Raw genomic sequence first — 18,668 nt, forward strand, 5'->3', positions numbered from 1 at the left:
ATGCGTCAACGTATTGCTCGATTGGTCAGAAAGACGCTTTCGTTTTCTAAGAAATTAGAGAATCATATTGGTGCTATTTGGCTTTTTATCCACCATTACAATAAATCCTTACATGTTTAGCACTACCAATAGTTTTAGAAGTAGTTTCCCAAGCTTACGGGGGCGAATACGATACTAAGTTTGTCAAATATACCCAATTGGGAGCATCGTACTATGTCATTTACAACCCAGACTATTACCAGAGAGACAAGCACGAAGTTTTAGAAGTTTATCGTCTAGTAGATGGAGTTTATGTAAAACAACTAGGCGACCCGGTATGGATACCTGAAATTAATCTAGCAATCGTTACGGGGCAAGGCAATTATCAAGGATGGGAACGAGAATGGTTGTACTGGTACGACCAGGAAGGTAATAGATATCCATCTCTTGAGGAACAAGCTGAAGCTGCCCAGCAACAAGCAAGTCGAGCAGAACAAGAGTTGCGATCGCTAATAGCCAAGTTAAGAGAACAAGGAATAGATCCAGATACGCTAAAGTAAACTGCGGCGCAACTACAACCAAAATTCTATTTCAAACTGGGTAAAGTCAAAGTAAATGCAGTTTGGTTAGCAGGAGTGGAGTCAAGAATCAAATCGCCCCCGTGCGCTCTAGCAATCTCTCTAGATAAGCTAAGTCCTAGCCCCGTACCTTCAACTTCTTCTGAGCGCGTCCGAGCAGGATCGCCGCGATAAAATCGCTCAAAAATACGCTCTCGGTCGCTAGGAAGGATGTTTTTGGAGGAATTAACAATTGCGATCGCTACCGTTGCTTCTTGTTGCCTTGCATAAATACGTATCCAGCCATCAGGAAGATTGTATTTAATGGCATTGCTGATCAGATTTTGCACAACTTGGGTAAGTAAATCGCGATCACCCAGTACCCGCAATTGAGCATTAATCTCTGTTTGTACCTTGAGGTGCGGAGCCAGAAGTTCTATATCTTCCTCTACCTGAGCTAAAATCTCGGATAAATTGACTTCCACTCGATACAAATTCATCCGTCCAGCATCGGCTAAAGAAAGTAACAAGAGTTTTCGCACAATCCCACTCAAGCGCCGGACTTCATCTAATAGGCTGCTCAAGCTTTGCTGGATGTGGGATTCAGACTCAGCCTGTTGCAAGGTGCGTTCTATTTCCCCCTGGAGAATTGCTAAGGGTGTTTTCAGTTCGTGAGCAGCATCACCACTGAAGCGAGAAGCCTGCTTAAAACTACGTTCTAGGCTCTCCAACATCTGGTTGAACACTTCAATCAATTCTACAAATTCTACATCAGTTTCACCAATGGGAACCCGCCTATCCAGTCCTTTGACTGTTACTTGTTTAATTGCCTCCGTCAGTTGCCCTATGGGGCGCAAAGCATTTCCAGACAGCCACCACGCACCACCAGTAATTAGAAAAAGTACAACAAATATTGAAATTAAGAAGATGTTGCGAATCGCTATCATTTCGCCATCAATAGTTGTGAGACTGACGGCGATCGCGCTTCGAGTATAAGGAAAGCTCATGACTCCAACGCGCCAAACTTCTGTTGATGTCTTTTGGGTCATAAATCGAGGTGGAGACAGCCTACTAAGTGGAGGCGCAGAATCCAATCGCGGTCTTCCTGAATCTTGCTTTAGTTTTGTTGATGAAGGGCTTTGTTGACCAGAAGCTAAGAGCCAGAGGCTAGAAACTTCAATTTCACCTGACCAATTATCAGATTTATAAAGAGTATTACCATCTAAGTCGCTGACTAATAAAGCAATGGGCGTATCCTCATCGATGCCAAATCTTCGCGGTAAGGGTTGAAAAGGCGATCGCCGAGGAGGGCGACCCGCTCGAATCAACTGGCTTTTGATTGCTTCGTCAAGACGACTAACTTTAGCTTGGTAAATCAGCCACCAAGAAGTCATGCCAAAGCCTACAAGCGCACTTCCCGCTAGAATAGCCGATGCTAGAGCAAGACGAATCCGAAAAGATCGCAACTTCACTATTAGTCAATTCTCCAACTGGCGAAACCGATACCCAACCCCCCGCACGCTTTCTAGCCAGGGCGAGCCGCCAATGGGATCGAGCTTTTTGCGAATCCGTTGAACGCAGACATCTACGACATTTGTAGTAGGGTTAAAATCATAGCCCCAGACGTGTTCTAAAATTTGCGTGCGGGTAAAAACTCGTCCAGGGGAACGCATCAGGTACTCTAAAAGATTAAATTCGCGGGTGGTTAGTTCCACTGCTTGGCGATCGCAAGTGACTTCTCGCTTAATGCAGTCTAGTTTAATTGCCCCCGCACTGAGGATATTTTGGCGATCACCGTTGCTGCGACGCACTACGGCATGAATGCGGGCGACCAGTTCTTCTACAAAAAACGGTTTGGCAATATAGTCATCTGCCCCCAGATTTAGCCCTTCGATGCGATCGTCTAATTCATTACGAGCAGTTAGCAAAATTACCGGAACATTCCGTTTTGCTCGGCGCAAGCTTTTGAGAATCGCTAGCCCATCTTTGCCCGGAACCATAATGTCCAGGACAAGAGCATCATACTCATTATCTATGGCACGGCTGTAGCCTTCATCGCCATTATCGCAGTAATCAACAACAAACCCGTGTTCCCTCAATCCAGCATTGACAAAGTTAGCGATCTTTGCTTCATCTTCAACAAATAAAATGTGCATAATCTCACCTAAGACTTCATTGTATAGTCCCCACCTCTTTGCTTAAATTACAAAAATGTAATTTAGATTTAGGTCAAGTTGTAATTTTTATCAGGCTTAATTAAAACATGACACTCATACATCAGTAAGAAAGAGCTTGACGCTTATGAAAATCAATCGCTTGTTATTAGTTTCTGCCGTTTCTGTGCTAGTTGGGGGAGGCAGTTTTGTCACCAGCAAGGCGTTAGCCGAGCAGTTTTTAATCTCCCAAAATCCATCGCCATCCACCGAGCAACGACAACCAGGGAAAGGACGACGAGGTGGTGGAAAGTTTGACCGTCTAAGTGGCATAACTGAAGCTCAAAAGACTCAAATACGGCAAATTCAAACCGCTGGTCGCCAACAGATTGAAGCTATCCCCACAGCTGAGCAAAAAGCCAGGATGGAAGCAATTCGCAATGATGCCAGAAGTAGGATGGAAGCAGTTTTGACTGCCCAGCAAAGGCAACAACTAGAACAAGCACCATCATCTGGTGGAGAACGAAAAGGTCGTGGTTTGCCTAAAATCAGTGGACTTACTGATGCTCAAAAAACTCAGATGAGAGAAATTCGCTCCTCCACCCGTCAGCAAATGGACGCTGTACTTACAGCCGAGCAAAAAGCCCAAATTACAGCAATTCGCAATGATACTAAAACTAAAATGGAAGCAGTGTTAACTGCTCAGCAAAGGCAAGAGCTAGAGCAGTTGCGTCAGCAGAAACAACAAAATCGTCCGCAAAGACAGTCTTAGCTATTGTATTTGCTCTAGGGTAAGCAGGCGTGTTTTTGGTAGCTACTTGTAGTTGAAGATACGTACTACCCCAAGAACTTACATTCGTTGCGGAGACTAAGGCACAAAACGTTGTGTTAGTCTCCGCATATACTTTAAGTGAAGTCTTTGTGGTCAGTTTTAGAAAATATTATGAGCGATCGCCAATTAGCTAGAATTATCAGTCGTAGAGATGTGCTGGCTCTATTTAGAGCCATAACAGCCCTGTTTGTAGTTGGTTGCACGTCAAAAAAATCTAGCTTTGCTCAAGTATCAACCAACAAAACTACATTGCCTACGTGTATTGTCAGTCCAGAGCAAACTGAAGGACCTTATTTTGTAGATGAAAAACTCAATCGCTCCGATATCCGCTTCGATCCGGCGGATGGTAAAGTGCTTGAAGGAGTACCACTCCAACTAACCCTGCGCGTTTCTGGGGTAGGAAAAAATGGCTGTACACCTGTTGCTGGTGCGATCGTTGATGTTTGGCACTGTGATGCGCTGGGTGTATATTCGGACGTTACAGATAGAAGTTTTGATACTGTCGGCAAAAAGTTTTTACGCGGTTATCAACTCACAGATGCGAGTGGCACTGTGCAATTTACAACTATTTATCCTGGTTGGTATCAAGGCAGAACACCTCACATCCACTTTAAGGTGCGCACAACTGCTACTTCAGGGCAAAGTTATGAATTTACATCGCAGCTATACTTTGATGACGCTGTTAGCGATCGCGTTTACTCACAAATGCCCTACGCTAGTCAAGGAGAACGTACAAAAGATAACGAGCAAGACGGAATATTTCAACGCGGTGGCAACCAATTGATGCTAAGTCTTACAGAGAATCAACAAGGTGGTTATGCAGCAACTTTTGATATTGGGCTGCAAATAGCATAAGATGCGATCGCACTTTGGGATGACAAAAAAAAATTTTATTGCTAAATTTTAATAATTAAATACCTAGAATATTTCAACTAAGTTGTAGATTTAAACGTGTAACGATCGATAAATCTCGATACCAGTATTCTGAGTAACTTCCTTGTAAGTTAGTTGCTACCCGTCTCCCATGAATGAAAGCCAACCTATCAAGTCCCAGCGTAGCAATGCTCCAATTAGAGTACGGGAACTCACTTCAAGCGATGCCGAAGCCTATCGTATAGTGCGTTTGCATGGGCTTCACGAACAGCCGCCAGCTTTCGGCTCCCTCCCAGAGGAAGAGCCAAACCTCTTTAAAACTGCCGCGAAACTTGCAAAAAGTGATAACCAGTGCTTCTTTGGGGCATTTCAAGGCGAGCAGCTTATTGGCATCGTCCGGCTTTCTCGCTATTTAGCACCTAACGAGAAGCATCGCGCATATCTTGGGGGGCTTTATGTCATGCCCTCTTTTCGTCGTCTTGGTTGTGGGAGATTACTTGTCGAGCAAGCGCTGATTCGAGCCGCCGATGCGCCGGACATTAGAAGAATCAACTTAACAGTTGTGACCCAACAAAAAGCAGCGATCCACCTTTATCATTCCTTCGGCTTCCGAATCTACGGTACGGAGCAGGAGACATTTTCTAGAGATGGAAGTTTCTACGACGAGCATTTGATGACCTTAGATATTGACAACAACCGTAACGTCTAAATATCCACCTATTTCCAGAGGTTGGGCTGCGATCGCGCATTAAGTTGTTATTAAAGTAGAGTGAAGTTGATAGGTGAAATGCGATCGCACTTCCAAAAAGGCATTCTTTATTAGGGACTATGAAACAGTATTTTGCAACCGTTGCTAGGGGTCTAGAAACCTTGGTGGCTCAAGAATTGGAGCAATTAGGCGCTCAAGGGGTAGAACCAGGATTTTGCGGCGCGTCTTTTAAAGGCGATCGCGCTTTGCTGTATCGTGTCAACTTATGGGCGAGGCTACCGTTCCGGATCTTAGTAAAGTTGCAGGAGTTTGCTTGTCAAGATGCCCAGGATCTTTACAACGGTATTCAAACTATCGATTGGTCGGAGTATCTCAATCCAGATTTAACACTGGCGGTAAATGCTACGGGTAAAAGTACTCGCCTCAATCATACTCATTTCACTGCTTTGCAAGTCAAAAAAGCGATCGTCGAGCAGCAGCAAGAACAATTTGGCGATAGGTCTAATGTAGAAACTCAAGACCCTGATGTGCGGATCAACGTGCATATCGATCGCGATGTTTGTACCGTCAGTCTTGACAGTTCGGGAAATAGTCTGCACCGCCGGGGTTATCGTCCGGCTGTAGGTTCTGCGCCTTTGAAAGAATCTCTAGCGGCGGCTTTGATTCAGCTATCTGCTTGGCAACCAGAACAGATGTTTTACGATCCGCTTTGTGGTTCGGGTACTTTACCATTAGAAGCTTGTTTAAAAGCACTCAATATTGCCCCAGGGTTATTTCGCGAACGTTTTGGGTTTGAAACTTGGCTTGATTTTGACTTGACACTTTTAGAGGAACTAATTGAATCAGCTAAAAATAGCCAAAAAGATAGCCTTTCCGCGCCGATTTGGGGTAGCGATCGCGATGAAAACGCAATTGAAAGTGCGATCGCCAATGCGACAAATTGCGGCGTATTAGATCGCGTCTGGTTTTCGCAAATGGACTTGAGCGAAGTTGTTGCTCCTTCCGATAGTGGAGTGTTGTTTTGCAATCCCCCTTATGGCGAACGGTTGGGGCGAGAAAGCGACTTAGGGGCATTTTATAAACTTTTAGGCGACGTGCTAAAACAACGCTTCAAAGGCTGGACTGCTTTTGTGTTAAGTGGAAATAAGGAATTAGCTCTGTGTATAGGGCTGAAATCATCCCAACGGACGGCGGTGTTGAATGGCGCTTTACCTTGTCAGTTAATGAAATACGAACTGTATTAGGCTAGAAAAAATCCCGAAGCCAGCGAAAATTAATTTCAATCAAGCCATTTTTATTGACTATGTTACGACTAACTGAAGTGAAGCTTCCTCTCGATCATCCACAAGAAGCGATCGAGACTGCTATCCTCAAAAAGCTTCAAATCACCCCCGCCGACTTAATCGGCTATACAATTTTTAAGCGCAGCTACGATGCTCGGAAAAAAGGCGAGATTACTCTTGTTTATATTCTGGATGTAGAAACGACCAAAGAAAACCTAATTCGCGATCGCTTTAAAAAAGATCCGCATATTAGCATCACACCAGACATGAGCTATCGTTTAGTAGCAAAAGCCCCAAGTTCTAACGAAACCCGACCGATTGTGATCGGTACGGGACCTTGTGGGATGTTTGCAGGCTTATTACTGGCACAGATGGGTTTTCGCCCAATTCTGTTAGAGCGGGGGAAAGCAGTACGCGATCGCACGGTGGATACTTTTGCTTTCTGGAAAAACAAAGAAAATCTAAATCCAGAATCTAATGCTCAATTTGGCGAAGGGGGAGCGGGTACGTTTTCTGATGGTAAACTCTACAGCCAAGTTAAAGATCCTCAACATTACGGGCGCAAAGTTCTTACTGAACTTGTCAATGCTGGCGCTTCCCCAGAGATTTTATATGTAAATAAACCCCACATCGGCACGTTTAAACTGGTGGGTATAGTTCAAAGCCTCCGCGCCACTATTGAATCCCTCGGCGGCGAAATTCAGTTTAATAGTCGCGTAGAAGATATCGATATTGAGAATGGTCAAGTGCGGGGAGTCACGCTTGCAAGTGGAGAATATATCGCCAGCAATCATGTAGTTTTAGCTGTGGGACATAGTTCCCGCGATACGTTTCAAATGCTGTTCGAGCGGGGGGTTTACATCGAACCTAAACCTTTTTCCATTGGCTTTCGAGTCGAACATCCACAGCCAATTATTGATGTTGCTCGTTTTGGGGAAAAGGCAGGTCATAAACTTTTAGGTGCTGCCGATTACAAACTGGTTCATCACTGCCAAAATGGGCGCTCTGTTTATAGCTTCTGTATGTGTCCAGGGGGACTTGTGGTAGCTGCCGCCTCGGAACCGGGACGATTGGTTACAAATGGCATGAGCCAATACTCGCGCAACGAACGTAACGCAAATAGTGCGATCGTTGTCGGTATTACACCAGACGATTATCCAGGTCATCCTTTAGCTGGAATTGATTTTCAACGGCGTTTGGAAGAACGGGCTTTTGAACTGGGTGGCAGCAATTATTATGCTCCAGGGCAGTTAGTAGGAGACTTTATTGCTAATCGCCCTTCTACAGCGTTAGGCACAGTTCAGCCATCTTATGCTCCGGGGGTTCATTTGAGCGATTTGAGTCAGAGTTTGCCCGATTATGCGATCGCTGCCATTCGCGAAGCGCTTCCGGCTTTTGATAAACAAATTAAAGGCTTTGCAATGAACGATGCTATTTTGACAGGAGTTGAAACTCGCACTTCATCGCCAATTCGGATTAAACGCCAAGAGAACTATCAATCAGTGAATACTCAAGGTCTTTATCCGGCGGGAGAAGGCGCTGGCTACGCAGGTGGTATACTCTCTGCGGGGATTGATGGAATTAAGGTGGCGGAAGCTGTTGCTTTGAATATATTACGGCTTGCTAATTAAAGTTGTTTAGATGTGCGATCGCGCTAGTTATTGTCAATCAGTGCTGAATCTATCGCACTACAGTCACCCAAGATGTTAGCAACTACCAAACGGGCTGTACCCACGACTACCCCAATAGTAACCATGACTATCAGATACTCTTATAGCCATTGCTGCATGAGCTTGTCCAAAAGTACGCGCTCCTCTTTCTGCTCCATTCGCATCAGCCCAAATATACTTATCGCGAAAAAAGATAGTAGGTATTGAACTAGCGTTATTGAAGTAAGTAAGGATATCTCCAAAAAACTCAGAAATAAAATCTTGCCTAAAGTCTTGATAGCGAAAAATGGCTTTTGCATCAACATTTGGATGGAATTTTTTAAAATCTTGCAAATCTTCATGAACCCAATTCCAAATCTGCCCTGTTTGCTTCAGAATATTCCCCCAAAAGCTGGCGTAGAAATGCGGCAGAGGCTTATCTTTCTTATTAAATTCTTCTCTAATTAAAGCTTCTAATTTTCTTGAATATCCTGAATCTTTTGTAGCAACACCATGTATAAAAAATACCAATGCCATAAATAATTCCTCCATAATTATATGTAATATACAAGGTGAGTTATAACAATAAAATTATTTTTGAATACAATTAATACCTTGATTATCAACTAGCATTAAATCTATCCAATTGTTTGAACTTTATCTTTAAGAACTTGATAAGCCAGCATCAAAAATTTCTTGAGCAGCTAAATTTAATTGGGGGAACGTTGGCGATACAATGCGATCGCTTTTTCTAAACTGACTAACTTGATATTCACTTTCCACGAGTTGATAAATTGAAACCGTTGGTTGCTTGGGGTTGCCAATAAACCGTCTTCCACCCAAACCCAGATAATCAACAATCCAATATTCAGGAATCCCTATTTTCTCATAATCGCCAGCTTTATTTAGGTAATCATCGCGCCAATTACTACTTACAACTTCTACTACTAATGGAATTGATTGGGCATAACTAACTGTTGACTGGTTTTTCCATCTCGGTTCTGTTGTTAAATTAGAACGGTTCAACAGCAGTACATCTGGCGAGTAAGCTGTTTCACTCTCCGGCGGTTTGACTAATGCTGTTTTAGGAATACCATAAGGTAGACTAAGGCGACTATATTCTAAAGTGAATTTTTCAATCAAAAATGCAATTATTTCTTCATGGTCGCCTAATGGTTGCGCCATTTCAACGATTACCCCCTTATGTAGTTCATAGCAACCGTTGCTAGGCTTCCAATTTACAAATTTCTCAAAGCTTACTAATTTAGGCAGAGCTTGCGTCATATATCCCTCACTGTTGATACCTAAACTCGAAATCAACTTTTTCTTTACTCGAAATCAACTTTTTCTTTAATTTTATCTATCAAGCTGTAATACTACTTTATAAAAAAATCCCCCACCGTTAGGCAGGGGATTTGATTTATTCAACTACACTTTAATTGAAATTATCAACCAAATTTACCAGCAGTTGAAGCAATCAGGAAGGCTGCGTAAGTTAAGACATAGCCAACTGTGAAGTGAGCAAGTCCAATCAAACGACCTTGAACGATAGACATAGCAACGGGCTTGTCTTTCCAGCGAATTAGGTTAGCAAGCGGTGTACGCTCGTGCGCCCAAACTAGAGTTTCGATCAATTCTTGCCAGTAACCTCTCCAGGAAATCAAGAACATGAATCCTGTTGCCCAAACTAGGTGTCCGAATAAGAACATCCAAGACCAGACAGCCAAGTTATTCATCCCGTAAGGGTTGTAACCGTTGATTAACTGAGCCGAGTACAGCCAGAGATAATCTCTTAGCCAACCCATGAGGTAAGTTGACGACTCGTTAAACTGAGCTACGTTGCCTTGCCATACTCCTAAATGCTTCCAGTGCCAGTAGAACGTCACCCAACCAATCGTGTTGAGCATCCAGAACATGGCAAGGTAGAAGGCATCCCAAGCAGAGATGTCGCAAGTACCGCCACGACCAGGACCGTCGCAAGGGAAGGAGTAACCGAAGTCCTTTTTATCGGGCATCAGCTTAGAACCACGAGCATCCAAAGCACCTTTGACCAAAATCAACACGGTAGTGTGAATACCGAGCGCAAAAGCGTGGTGGACTAGGAAGTCGCCAGGTCCAATAGTCAAGAATAAAGAGTTAGTACCGTTATTGATGGCATCTAACCAACCAGGTAGCCAAGCAGCACCAGCCGTAGAAGCTACGCTATCAGGATTAGATAGTAAAGTATCAAAACCGTACAATACCTTACCGTGAGCGCCTTGAATGAACTGTGCAAATACTGGCTCGATCAGGATTTGCTTTTCAGGAGTACCGAAAGCAACTACTACATCGTTGTGGACGTACAAGCCTAAAGTGTGGAAACCCAAGAATAACGACACCCAACTGAGGTGAGAAATAATCGCTTCTTTGTGCTTCAACACGCGGTCTAATACGTTGCCTTTATTTTGTTCGGAGTCATAATCGCGCACCCAGAAAATTCCGGCGTGGGCGAAAGCTCCTACCATCAAGAATCCAGCAATGTACTGGTGATGGGTATATAAAGCTGCTTGGGTTGTGAAGTCCTGCCCAATAAAAGCATAGGGAGGTAAGGCGTACATATGCTGTGCTACTAACGATAGCGCTGTACCTAAAGCTGCTAAGTGAATAGACAACTGGAAGTGCAGCGAATTGTTGTAGGTGTCGTACAGACCTTGGTGAGGCAAGTTGAATTGACCTTCGGTTTTAACGCCAAAGAAGTTCTTGGCATTCAGCATTTCTTTAATGCTGTGACCAATCCCGAAGTTGGTGCGGTACTGGTGACCCGCAATAATAAAGATTACTGCGATCGCTAAGTGGTGGTGAGCCATATCGGTCAGCCACAGCGATTGGGTCTGGGGGTGAAATCCACCTAAGAAGGTAAGAATTGCTGTACCCGCACCTTGAGAAGTACTAAATATTTGATCTGCCGTATCTGGATTTTGGGCGTAAACACCCCAGTCACCCGTAAAGAAAGGACGCAAGCCTGCGGGGTGAGGCAATGTTGTAAGGAAGTTGTCCCAACCTACGTGCTGTCCGCGAGATTCGGGGATAGCAACGTGGACTAAGTGACCAGCCCAAGCTAAAGAACTAACTCCAAACAAACCTGCCAAGTGGTGATTTAAGCGTGGCTCGGCACTCTTGAACCAAGACAAGCTGGGACGGAACTTCGGTTGCAAGTGGAGCCAACCTGCGAACAGAAATACTGCTGCTAGTAGCAATAAGCCCACGGCTCCAGTATATAGTTCGTTATTTGTCCGCATCCCAATCGTGTACCACCAGTGGTACACACCAGAATAAGCAATATTAACTGGATAGGTCGCCCCAGCTTGAGTAAAGGCATCGACTGCGGCTTTACCAAAGTGAGGGTCCCAAATCGCATGAGCAATCGGACGAACGTTGAGGGGATCTTTAATCCATTGTTCAAAGTTGCCTTGCCAAGCAACGTGGAACAGGAGGCTAGAGGTCCACAGGAAGATGATTGCCACATGACCAAAGTGGGTTGCGAAAATCTTTTGGTAAAGATTTTCTTCTGTCATGCCATCGTGGCTCTCAAAGTCGTTGCCTGTAGCAATCCCGTACCAGAGCCGACGCGTTGTCGGGTCTTGGGCAAGATCCTGGCTAAATTTTGGAAATTTTGTTGCCATAGGTTTTATGAATTTGCTTCCATTTAGCTTTCAGTTGTCAGCACTTGCTGAAGTACTGACCCCTGAAAGCTGACCGCTAACCTACCGAGATAATTCGGGCTTCAAAGAAAGCCCAAATAGTGACGATCGCTCCTAAGAGGAAATGCGCCACTCCCACCGCTCGACCCTGAATAATACTCAGAGCGCGGGGTTGAATTGCTGGGGAAAAATTCAGCTTATTATGCGCCCAGACAATCGATTCGATTAGTTCTTGCCAATAGCCACGACCACTAAACAAGAACATTAAACTAAATGCCCAAACAAAGTGAGCGCCCAAGAATAGCAATCCGTAAGCCGATAGCGAAGTGCCATAGGATTGAATTACCTGCGCTGCTTGCGCCCACTGGAAGTCACGCAACCAACCATTAATGTTGATTGCACTTTGGGCAAAGTTGCCTCCAGTGATATGCGCTATAGTTCCATCGGCATCTATCGTTCCCCACACATCCGACTGCATTTTCCAACTAAAGTGGTAAACCGCGATCGCAATGGTATTGAACATCCAAAATAATCCTAGGAATACGTGATCCCAACCGGATACTTGGCAAGTGCCGCCCCGTCCTGGTCCATCGCAAGGGAACCGGAAACCCAAGTTCGCTTTGTCTGGAATCAAGCGGGAGTTGCGGGCAAACAAGAAGCCCTTGAGGAGAATCAACACTGTGACGTGGATTTGGAAAGCGTGAATGTGGTGGATCATAAAGTCCGCCGTACCCAGCGCCATCGGCATCATGGCAATTTTGCCACCTACCGCTACAATTCCACCGCCCCAGACATAGCTAACAGGTTCTAACTGGTTTGGAGCCGTTGTTCCTGGAGCTAAAGTTTGAATGTTTTGCACGAACTGCGCGAATACAGGCTGCAATTGAATTGCTGTATCCGAGAACATATCTTGAGGACGACCCAAGGCTTGCATGGTGTCGTTATGAACGTACAACCCGAAGCTGTGGAAGCCCAAGAACATACATACCCAGTTCAAGTGGGAGATAATCGCGTCTCGATGACGTAGCACTCGATCTAGCACGTTGTTTCGGTTTACGACAGGATCGTAATCGCGCACCATAAAGATCGTAGCGTGGGCGGCTCCTCCAACGATGAAGAAAGCGCCAATCCACATATGGTGGGTAAACAGTGATAGCTGAGTAGCGTAATCTGTCGCTAGGTACGGATACGGAGGCATCGCGTACATATGATGCGCCACGATGATCGTTACCGATCCCAACATTGCTAGGTTTGTTCCCAACTGAGCGTGCCAAGAGGTGGTCATATTTTCATATAGACCTCTGTGACCGTCGCCAGTAAAGGGACCCTTATGATTTTCGAGAATTTCTCTAATGCTGTGTCCAATGCCCCAGTTAGTGCGGTACATATGACCAGCGACCAAAAATAGCACCGCCAAAGCTAGGTGATGGTGTGCTGTATCAGTCAACCACAAACCTCCAGTCTGTGGATTTAACCCACCTTTAAAGGTCAGGAAGTCAGCATACTGACCCCAATTGAGCGTCCAAAAAGGTGTTAACCCTTGGGCGAAACTAGGATACAACTCCGCCATTAAACGACTGTTCAAGATGAACTCGTGAGGCAACGGGATATCTCCCGGAGCTACACCCGCGTCTAAGAGCTTGTTTACTGGCAAAGCAACGTGAATCTGATGACCAGCCCAAGATAGGCAACCCAAACCGAGTAAGCCTGCTAGATGGTGGTTCAACATCGACTCCACATTCTGGAACCATTCCAGCTTGGGAGCGCGTTTGTGATAGTGGAACCAACCAGCAAACAGCATTAATGCTGCTGCCACCAGACCGCCAATGGCAGTCACATAAAGTTGAAATGTGCTTGTAAAACCAGCAGCCCGCCAAACATGGAATAAGCCGGAGGTAATTTGAATTCCGTGGAAGCCACCGCCAACATCGGCGTTTAAGATGTCTTGTCCAACAATGGGCCAAACAACTTGAGCGCTAGGCTTGATGTTTAAGGGGTCGGTTAACCACGCTTCATAGTTTGAAAATCGAGCGCCGTGAAACTCCATCCCGCTAATCCACAAAAACACTACTGCCAGGTGGCCGAAGTGGGCAGCAAAGACTTTACGGGATATATCTTCTAAGTCACTCGTATGAGTATCAAAATCATGAGCGAGGGCGTGGAGGTTCCAAATCCAAGTGGTGGTTTTTGGACCTCTAGATAAGGTGCGGTCGAAGTGACCTGGTTGCGCCCACTTCTCAAAAGAAGTAGGAACTGGATCTACATCGACAACAACTCTTGCCTTTTTCTCCTCTCGCTCAGGAGGACTTATCGTCATTCAGACTCTCCTCTCTAGACAAGGAACCAGGAATTATAAACATTACCAACTGTACTGAGACCGATCAAGCTATTTTATGGATTTGCACCCAGAGCTTTACAGTCATGAACAGCGATGATGTAAATTTGCTTTCTGCTGAATTATAGATGGTTAACCGTAGGGGTTTTAAGGGTTTGTTAACAATAATTCAAAGTCGGAGGTGATCGCAATTTTTCTTCTTCAGATAATTGAGTTTATTGAAAAAAAGTCAAGAGCATTTATAGAATTGTTGTAAAAATTTATCTATTGTCAGCGCTCCCCCGTCGGGCTGTAGCAGCGATTGGCGTTTAAGATGATCAAAAGCAACAAATATCAATAATATTGATGGCTGAGGAGCAGAATCTAGGGTGTTAGGCAAATTGTGGCAAAAGTTGAGTAAAGCGTTTTGGATCGTCTCGCTAGCGATCGCATTATTAAGTGCAGCAAGTTGTAGTAGAAGTAACGCGCCACCAACGTTTCTTGCACCTAGCAATAAAACTGTTGCTTCTGGAGAGATAATCGAAGTCTCTCCTCCAGAAACCATTCAAACTTTGCGTCGAGACTTAGAAATTTATCAACCACAAGTGACTATAGTTAGTCCAGAAGTTGATGAAGTATTCCAAGACGACCAAGTTGAAGTCCGTTTGCAAATTCGGGACTTGCCTGTATTTAAAAGTTCGGAGCTAGAATTGGGTCCTCACTTGCACGTTATTGTGGATAACCAGCCATATATAGCTGTTTACGATCTTTCTAAACCTTTGATGCTGCCAGACTTAGAACCTGGTACTCACACTTTGCGCGTTTTTGCTGCTCGTCCTTGGCATGAAAGCTTCAAAAATGCTGGTGCTTATGCCCAAACAACATTTCATATTTTTACTAAAACTCAAAACAATAATCCTAATCCAGCGTTGCCACTTTTGACTTATAGTCGTCCCAAAGGTACTTACGGAGCCGAACCTATCTTGTTAGATTTTTATTTAACTAATGCTCCTCTGCGCCTAGCTGCCACAGAAAATAATCTTGATAATTGGCGGATTCGATGCACAATTAACGGACAAAGCTTTGTGTTAGATAGCTGGCAAAGCATTTACCTTACAGGCTTCAAGCCAGGTAAAAACTGGATACAACTAGAATTTATTGACAGTCAAGGTAACTTTGTCAAAAACGTTTTTAACAATACTGCTAGAACAATTACTTACGATCCCAAAAGCAAAGATACGCTTTCGCAGTTAGTTACAGGAGAAATATTGGTTGATGTAGCGCGGGGAATTGTTGACCAAGATTACACTGTAAAAATTTCACTCCCCAACCCGACAGAAACCCCCACTCCCGAACTAATACCGCCGCCTATAGAACCAATCCCTGAACTGCTCCCTACCCCTACAGAAACCCCTACTCCTGAGCCACTTCCCAGCCCTACAAAAACACCTAACTCTATACAGATCCCTAAAACCTCAACAGATACCGTCCAGAAACTAGGAAGTTATTTCAGACGTTCTCGCCGTACCGATACTAAACCTGTACCTAACTTACCCTCGATACCAGAAATTCCCCCTTCCACTGGAGAACCAATCAGTCCTAATTTAGCCCCAGAAATACCAGTTACAGAACTTGATTAATTAGATCGACATTATGAACGCTCAACCTAAATCATCACAATTTTTAACTCTAGAAGACTCGAATCAAGTAGATGCGGCGTTGCTTGCTTCTGATGAAAAGTTTTTGACAAGACTAACAATTTCTTCGTTGAATTTGTTAAAGCACATTGCTAAAGAATATGCAGTAAATATTGAAGACTTAACAACAGCACAAATAATTGCTTGGTTTGAAAAAGACAGCAAAATTCGACGCGAACAAGGTTCCGAAGCTGCCGACTTAAAGTGGTAGTAAGGCAAGTTCCAACTTATCACCGCATCCATTATGCCGATAAGTTTCTCCCCTAACTATCCGCGTTAAGTCAGACTATTGAGTGAAGGAAGCGAATATCAAACATTACAGAGGCAAAAGTGACTATAACGCTTTACTTACTCCGTCACGGACAGACACAATGCAGTCGAGACAATGCTTTTTGTGGCTCGGTCGATCCCGAACTAACCGCCGATGGAATTGAGATGGCGCAAGCGTTTGCTGTTGCTTATCAATCTCTAGATTGGCAAGCTATTTATGCAAGTCCGATGCAAAGAACGATCGCTACGGCAAAACCTTTAGCAGAAAAGCTGGGTATAAAATTAGAATTGCGCGACGGATTGAAAGAAATTAATTATGGCAAGTGGGAAGGACAGACCGTAGAAGCCGTAGCTCGTGACTATCATGATGATTACATTCGCTGGACAGCAGATCCGGCATGGTATCCGCCCACTGGGGGAGAACTCGCTGTAGCGATCGCAACTCGTGCTTTACTTGTCATCGAAGAAATTAAGCAGCGTTACAGTAGCGGCAATATTTTGATTGTTGCCCACAAAGCAACCATTCGGATTATGTTGTGCAGCCTGCTAGGTATTGATGTGGGGCGTTTCCGCTTTCGGTTAGGCTGTCCCGTAGGCTCGGTAAGTAAAGTCGAGTTTGGCGCTCACGGTCCCTTGTTGCATAGTTTAAGCGATCGCACTCATTTGAGCGAAAGGTTGCGGACATTACCGGGAACTTAGAAGGACAATTCTTCTAGAATAAACCTCCCAGACTGCGAGCAGTCTCAACCAATGTACCGTTGGAATTGACAGCATAGTATTAAGCGATCGCTTTATTTAGTTTCTTAGTTATTGCCTCGATAAAAAAGTATGCCAGAAAGTAACATCGATTCCCAGACACCTAACGAAGGCAAGATTTTAGACTTACCCGAAATAGCAACGATTCCCCAAGCACCTCCTGGTTTTAAGTCAGGTTTTATTGGCATTATTGGTCGTCCTAATGTCGGCAAATCAACGCTGATGAATTATTTAGTTGGGCAAAAAATCGCCATTACTTCTCCTGTAGCTCAAACTACGCGCAATCGCTTACGCGGCATTTTAACTACCCCTGAAGCCCAGTTAATTTTTGTCGATACGCCAGGTATTCATAAACCTCATCATCAACTAGGGGAAGTATTAGTACAAAACGCTAGAATTGCCATCGATGTAGTAGATGTAGTGTTACTTGTAGTCGATGGAGCCGTAGAAGCTGGAGGAGGCGATCGCTATATTGTCGATATGCTTAGTCACAGCAAAACGCCAGTTATTTTGGGCATCAACAAAATTGACACCCAACCACCCGCCGATGCTCAAATGTTAGATACTACTTATGCACGAATCGCTGAAGCTAACCAATGGAAAATGGTCAAATTTTCGGCTTTAAATGGTGAGGGATTAGTAGACTTACAGCAGTTGTTAATTGCCCAACTCGAAGTTGGTCCTTATTACTACCCGCCCGATTTAGTTACCGATCAGCCAGAGCGGTTTATTATGGGCGAACTAATCCGCGAACAAATATTGCTGCTAACTCGTGAAGAAGTTCCGCACTCTGTCGCGATCGCGATTGAAAAAGTTGAAGAAGCGCCAACCATTACCCGCGTCTTTGCTGCTATAAATATCGAGCGCGATTCTCAAAAAGGGATATTAATTGGCAAAGGCGGAAGTATGCTCAAAGCAATTGGTAGTGCTGCTCGCGAACAAATTCAAAAATTAATTGCTGGCAAAGTCCATCTAGAACTATTTGTCAAAGTTCAACCCAAATGGCGGCAGTCGCGGACTCGGTTGGCAGAATTAGGCTATCGCGTAGAGGAGTAGATTACCACTGCGGCTTGGCTAGAATTAACTCCTCTGCGGCTTGGCTGGGTAAGGGTTGAGAGAAAACAGTAACCTTGCCCGTAAGCGCAATTAAGTTCTCTAAGACGTGCTAATTGCTGCGCCGTTTCGATTCCTTCGGCGATCGCACTCATGCCGAGTTTATTTGCCAAAGTCAAAATTGTTTCGGTAATTTCTAAATTGCCTTTCCCCCCACCTATCTTACTGACAAAAGAGCGATCGATTTTCAATTCATCAATCGGAAAACGATGCAGACGGCTCAATGATGAATATCCCGTACCAAAGTCGTCAATCGATAACTGCACTCCCAAAGCTTTAATCTGCGAGAGCGTTGCGATAGTCGATTCGTCATTTTCTGCCAAAACGTTTTCTGTGATTTCTAGTTTGAGGTTAAGACCATCTAAGCTTGTATCTGCCAGAATTTGGCTGATTTGCTCGATAAAATTGGGTTGAGCAAACAATTTGTTGCCCAGATTTGCACTAATTAGTAGAGGGGGATTAGTCGGAATTTGCTCTTGCCATTGTTGCATTTGAAGACAGGCTTCGCGCAGTACCCATTGAGCGATGAATTTGAGCAGCCCAGTTTCTTCCGCTAGAAGTATAAATTTAGCGGGAGCAAGGATACCGCGTTGAGGATGCTGCCAGCGCACCAAAGCCTCAAATCCTGAAAGCAGCCCCGTTGTTAACGACACAAGCGGTTGGTAATAAACCAAAAACTCTTGACGTTCGATCGCCCGACGTAGCTCGGTTTCCATCTGCAAGCGGGCAACGGCTCTAGCGTGCATGGTGGGATTAAATATCTCGTAGCGCGTCCTCAATTGTTTGGCGCGATACATGGCAAT

Annotated in this window: 17 protein-coding genes and 1 pseudogene; 11 read left to right on the forward strand and 7 right to left on the reverse strand. The window is 44.5% G+C overall.

Going from position 1 to position 18,668, the window contains the following annotated elements:
* Positions 1-120, forward strand: a pseudogene (locus AC2VE5_RS12625) (IS1 family transposase); the annotation flags it as partial.
* A gap of 77 nt (positions 121-197) precedes the next feature.
* Complete coding sequence (locus AC2VE5_RS12630) at positions 198-539, forward strand: hypothetical protein (protein ID WP_486888097.1); 342 nt, start codon at positions 198-200, stop codon at positions 537-539.
* Between the two features lie 26 nt (positions 540-565).
* Here the strand turns inward: AC2VE5_RS12630 and AC2VE5_RS12635 are convergent, their stop codons facing one another.
* Positions 566-2,011: an ATP-binding protein gene (locus tag AC2VE5_RS12635; protein WP_486888128.1), complete on the reverse strand. Its 1,446-nt coding sequence runs from the start codon at positions 2,009-2,011 to the stop codon at positions 566-568.
* A gap of 3 nt (positions 2,012-2,014) precedes the next feature.
* On the reverse strand, positions 2,015-2,692 hold the full coding sequence (locus tag AC2VE5_RS12640; protein WP_486888098.1) for a response regulator transcription factor: 678 nt from the start codon (positions 2,690-2,692) through the stop codon (positions 2,015-2,017).
* A 145-nt stretch (positions 2,693-2,837) separates the two neighbouring features.
* Here AC2VE5_RS12640 and AC2VE5_RS12645 point away from each other — a divergent pair, with 145 nt between their 5' ends.
* From AC2VE5_RS12645 to AC2VE5_RS12665, 5 genes are all read left to right on the forward strand, one after another.
* Positions 2,838-3,461 (forward strand): hypothetical protein, encoded by a 624-nt coding sequence (locus tag AC2VE5_RS12645; RefSeq protein WP_486888099.1) that lies wholly within the window; start codon positions 2,838-2,840, stop codon positions 3,459-3,461.
* Positions 3,462-3,632: 171 nt separating this feature from the next.
* Complete coding sequence (locus AC2VE5_RS12650; RefSeq protein ID WP_486888129.1) at positions 3,633-4,376, forward strand: intradiol ring-cleavage dioxygenase; 744 nt, start codon at positions 3,633-3,635, stop codon at positions 4,374-4,376.
* A 169-nt stretch (positions 4,377-4,545) separates the two neighbouring features.
* Positions 4,546-5,103: a GNAT family N-acetyltransferase gene (locus AC2VE5_RS12655; protein ID WP_486888100.1), complete on the forward strand. Its 558-nt coding sequence runs from the start codon at positions 4,546-4,548 to the stop codon at positions 5,101-5,103.
* A 119-nt stretch (positions 5,104-5,222) separates the two neighbouring features.
* The gene (locus AC2VE5_RS12660) at positions 5,223-6,347 is read left to right on the forward strand and encodes a THUMP domain-containing class I SAM-dependent RNA methyltransferase (RefSeq protein WP_486888101.1); all 1,125 of its coding nucleotides are present in this window, start codon (positions 5,223-5,225) and stop codon (positions 6,345-6,347) included.
* Positions 6,348-6,406: 59 nt separating this feature from the next.
* The gene (locus AC2VE5_RS12665; RefSeq protein ID WP_486888102.1) at positions 6,407-8,017 is read left to right on the forward strand and encodes an NAD(P)/FAD-dependent oxidoreductase; all 1,611 of its coding nucleotides are present in this window, start codon (positions 6,407-6,409) and stop codon (positions 8,015-8,017) included.
* Between the two features lie 75 nt (positions 8,018-8,092).
* Here the strand turns inward: AC2VE5_RS12665 and AC2VE5_RS12670 are convergent, their stop codons facing one another.
* The 4 genes from AC2VE5_RS12670 to psaA all read right to left on the reverse strand — a co-directional run bounded on the left by AC2VE5_RS12670 (position 8,093) and on the right by psaA (position 14,032).
* Positions 8,093-8,572: a hypothetical protein gene (locus AC2VE5_RS12670; protein WP_486888103.1), complete on the reverse strand. Its 480-nt coding sequence runs from the start codon at positions 8,570-8,572 to the stop codon at positions 8,093-8,095.
* Positions 8,573-8,698: 126 nt separating this feature from the next.
* On the reverse strand, positions 8,699-9,319 hold the full coding sequence (locus AC2VE5_RS12675) for a Uma2 family endonuclease (protein ID WP_486888104.1): 621 nt from the start codon (positions 9,317-9,319) through the stop codon (positions 8,699-8,701).
* 164 nt (positions 9,320-9,483) lie between these two features.
* Positions 9,484-11,697: a photosystem I core protein PsaB gene (gene psaB, locus AC2VE5_RS12680; protein WP_486888106.1), complete on the reverse strand. Its 2,214-nt coding sequence runs from the start codon at positions 11,695-11,697 to the stop codon at positions 9,484-9,486.
* A 76-nt stretch (positions 11,698-11,773) separates the two neighbouring features.
* Positions 11,774-14,032 carry a photosystem I core protein PsaA gene (psaA, locus tag AC2VE5_RS12685; RefSeq protein ID WP_486888107.1) on the reverse strand — a complete coding sequence of 753 codons (2,259 nt, stop codon included), beginning with the start codon at positions 14,030-14,032 and terminating at the stop codon, positions 11,774-11,776.
* Between the two features lie 386 nt (positions 14,033-14,418).
* On the opposite strand from psaA, the gene AC2VE5_RS12690 reads away from it, so the two are divergent.
* From AC2VE5_RS12690 to era, 4 genes are all read left to right on the forward strand, one after another.
* Positions 14,419-15,669, forward strand: coding sequence for a hypothetical protein (locus AC2VE5_RS12690; RefSeq protein WP_486888108.1), 1,251 nt, complete (start codon positions 14,419-14,421; stop codon positions 15,667-15,669).
* Positions 15,670-15,682: 13 nt separating this feature from the next.
* A complete protein-coding gene (locus tag AC2VE5_RS12695; RefSeq protein WP_486888110.1) occupies positions 15,683-15,937 on the forward strand; it encodes a hypothetical protein in 255 nt (84 codons plus the stop codon).
* 119 nt (positions 15,938-16,056) lie between these two features.
* Positions 16,057-16,695, forward strand: a complete 639-nt coding sequence (locus tag AC2VE5_RS12700) for a histidine phosphatase family protein (protein ID WP_486888111.1) — start codon at positions 16,057-16,059, stop codon at positions 16,693-16,695.
* A 129-nt stretch (positions 16,696-16,824) separates the two neighbouring features.
* Positions 16,825-17,808, forward strand: coding sequence for a GTPase Era (era, locus tag AC2VE5_RS12705; protein ID WP_486888112.1), 984 nt, complete (start codon positions 16,825-16,827; stop codon positions 17,806-17,808).
* On the opposite strand, the gene AC2VE5_RS12710 is transcribed toward era, so the two are convergent.
* The gene (locus AC2VE5_RS12710) at positions 17,790-18,662 is read right to left on the reverse strand and encodes a putative bifunctional diguanylate cyclase/phosphodiesterase (RefSeq protein ID WP_486888130.1); all 873 of its coding nucleotides are present in this window, start codon (positions 18,660-18,662) and stop codon (positions 17,790-17,792) included. The genes era and AC2VE5_RS12710 overlap by 19 nt on opposite strands.
* Positions 18,663-18,668 lie beyond the last annotated feature (6 nt).

It is taken from the genome of Aliterella sp. E5.1 (assembly GCF_057473825.1).

Excerpts from the sequence above, each read along its gene's own strand:
- AC2VE5_RS12695 (WP_486888110.1), top strand. The coding sequence starts at position 15,683 with ATGAACGCTCAACCTAAATCATCACAATTTTTAACTCTAGAAGACTCG.
- AC2VE5_RS12655 (WP_486888100.1), top strand. The coding sequence starts at position 4,546 with ATGAATGAAAGCCAACCTATCAAGTCCCAGCGTAGCAATGCTCCAATT.
- AC2VE5_RS12670 (WP_486888103.1), bottom strand. The coding sequence starts at position 8,572 with ATGGCATTGGTATTTTTTATACATGGTGTTGCTACAAAAGATTCAGGA.
- AC2VE5_RS12640 (WP_486888098.1), bottom strand. The coding sequence starts at position 2,692 with ATGCACATTTTATTTGTTGAAGATGAAGCAAAGATCGCTAACTTTGTC.
- AC2VE5_RS12660 (WP_486888101.1), top strand. The coding sequence starts at position 5,223 with ATGAAACAGTATTTTGCAACCGTTGCTAGGGGTCTAGAAACCTTGGTG.
- psaA (WP_486888107.1), bottom strand. The coding sequence starts at position 14,032 with ATGACGATAAGTCCTCCTGAGCGAGAGGAGAAAAAGGCAAGAGTTGTT.
- era (WP_486888112.1), top strand. The coding sequence starts at position 16,825 with ATGCCAGAAAGTAACATCGATTCCCAGACACCTAACGAAGGCAAGATT.
- AC2VE5_RS12675 (WP_486888104.1), bottom strand. The coding sequence starts at position 9,319 with ATGACGCAAGCTCTGCCTAAATTAGTAAGCTTTGAGAAATTTGTAAAT.
- AC2VE5_RS12645 (WP_486888099.1), top strand. The coding sequence starts at position 2,838 with ATGAAAATCAATCGCTTGTTATTAGTTTCTGCCGTTTCTGTGCTAGTT.
- AC2VE5_RS12650 (WP_486888129.1), top strand. The coding sequence starts at position 3,633 with ATGAGCGATCGCCAATTAGCTAGAATTATCAGTCGTAGAGATGTGCTG.
- AC2VE5_RS12665 (WP_486888102.1), top strand. The coding sequence starts at position 6,407 with ATGTTACGACTAACTGAAGTGAAGCTTCCTCTCGATCATCCACAAGAA.
- psaB (WP_486888106.1), bottom strand. The coding sequence starts at position 11,697 with ATGGCAACAAAATTTCCAAAATTTAGCCAGGATCTTGCCCAAGACCCG.
- AC2VE5_RS12710 (WP_486888130.1), bottom strand. The coding sequence starts at position 18,662 with ATGTATCGCGCCAAACAATTGAGGACGCGCTACGAGATATTTAATCCC.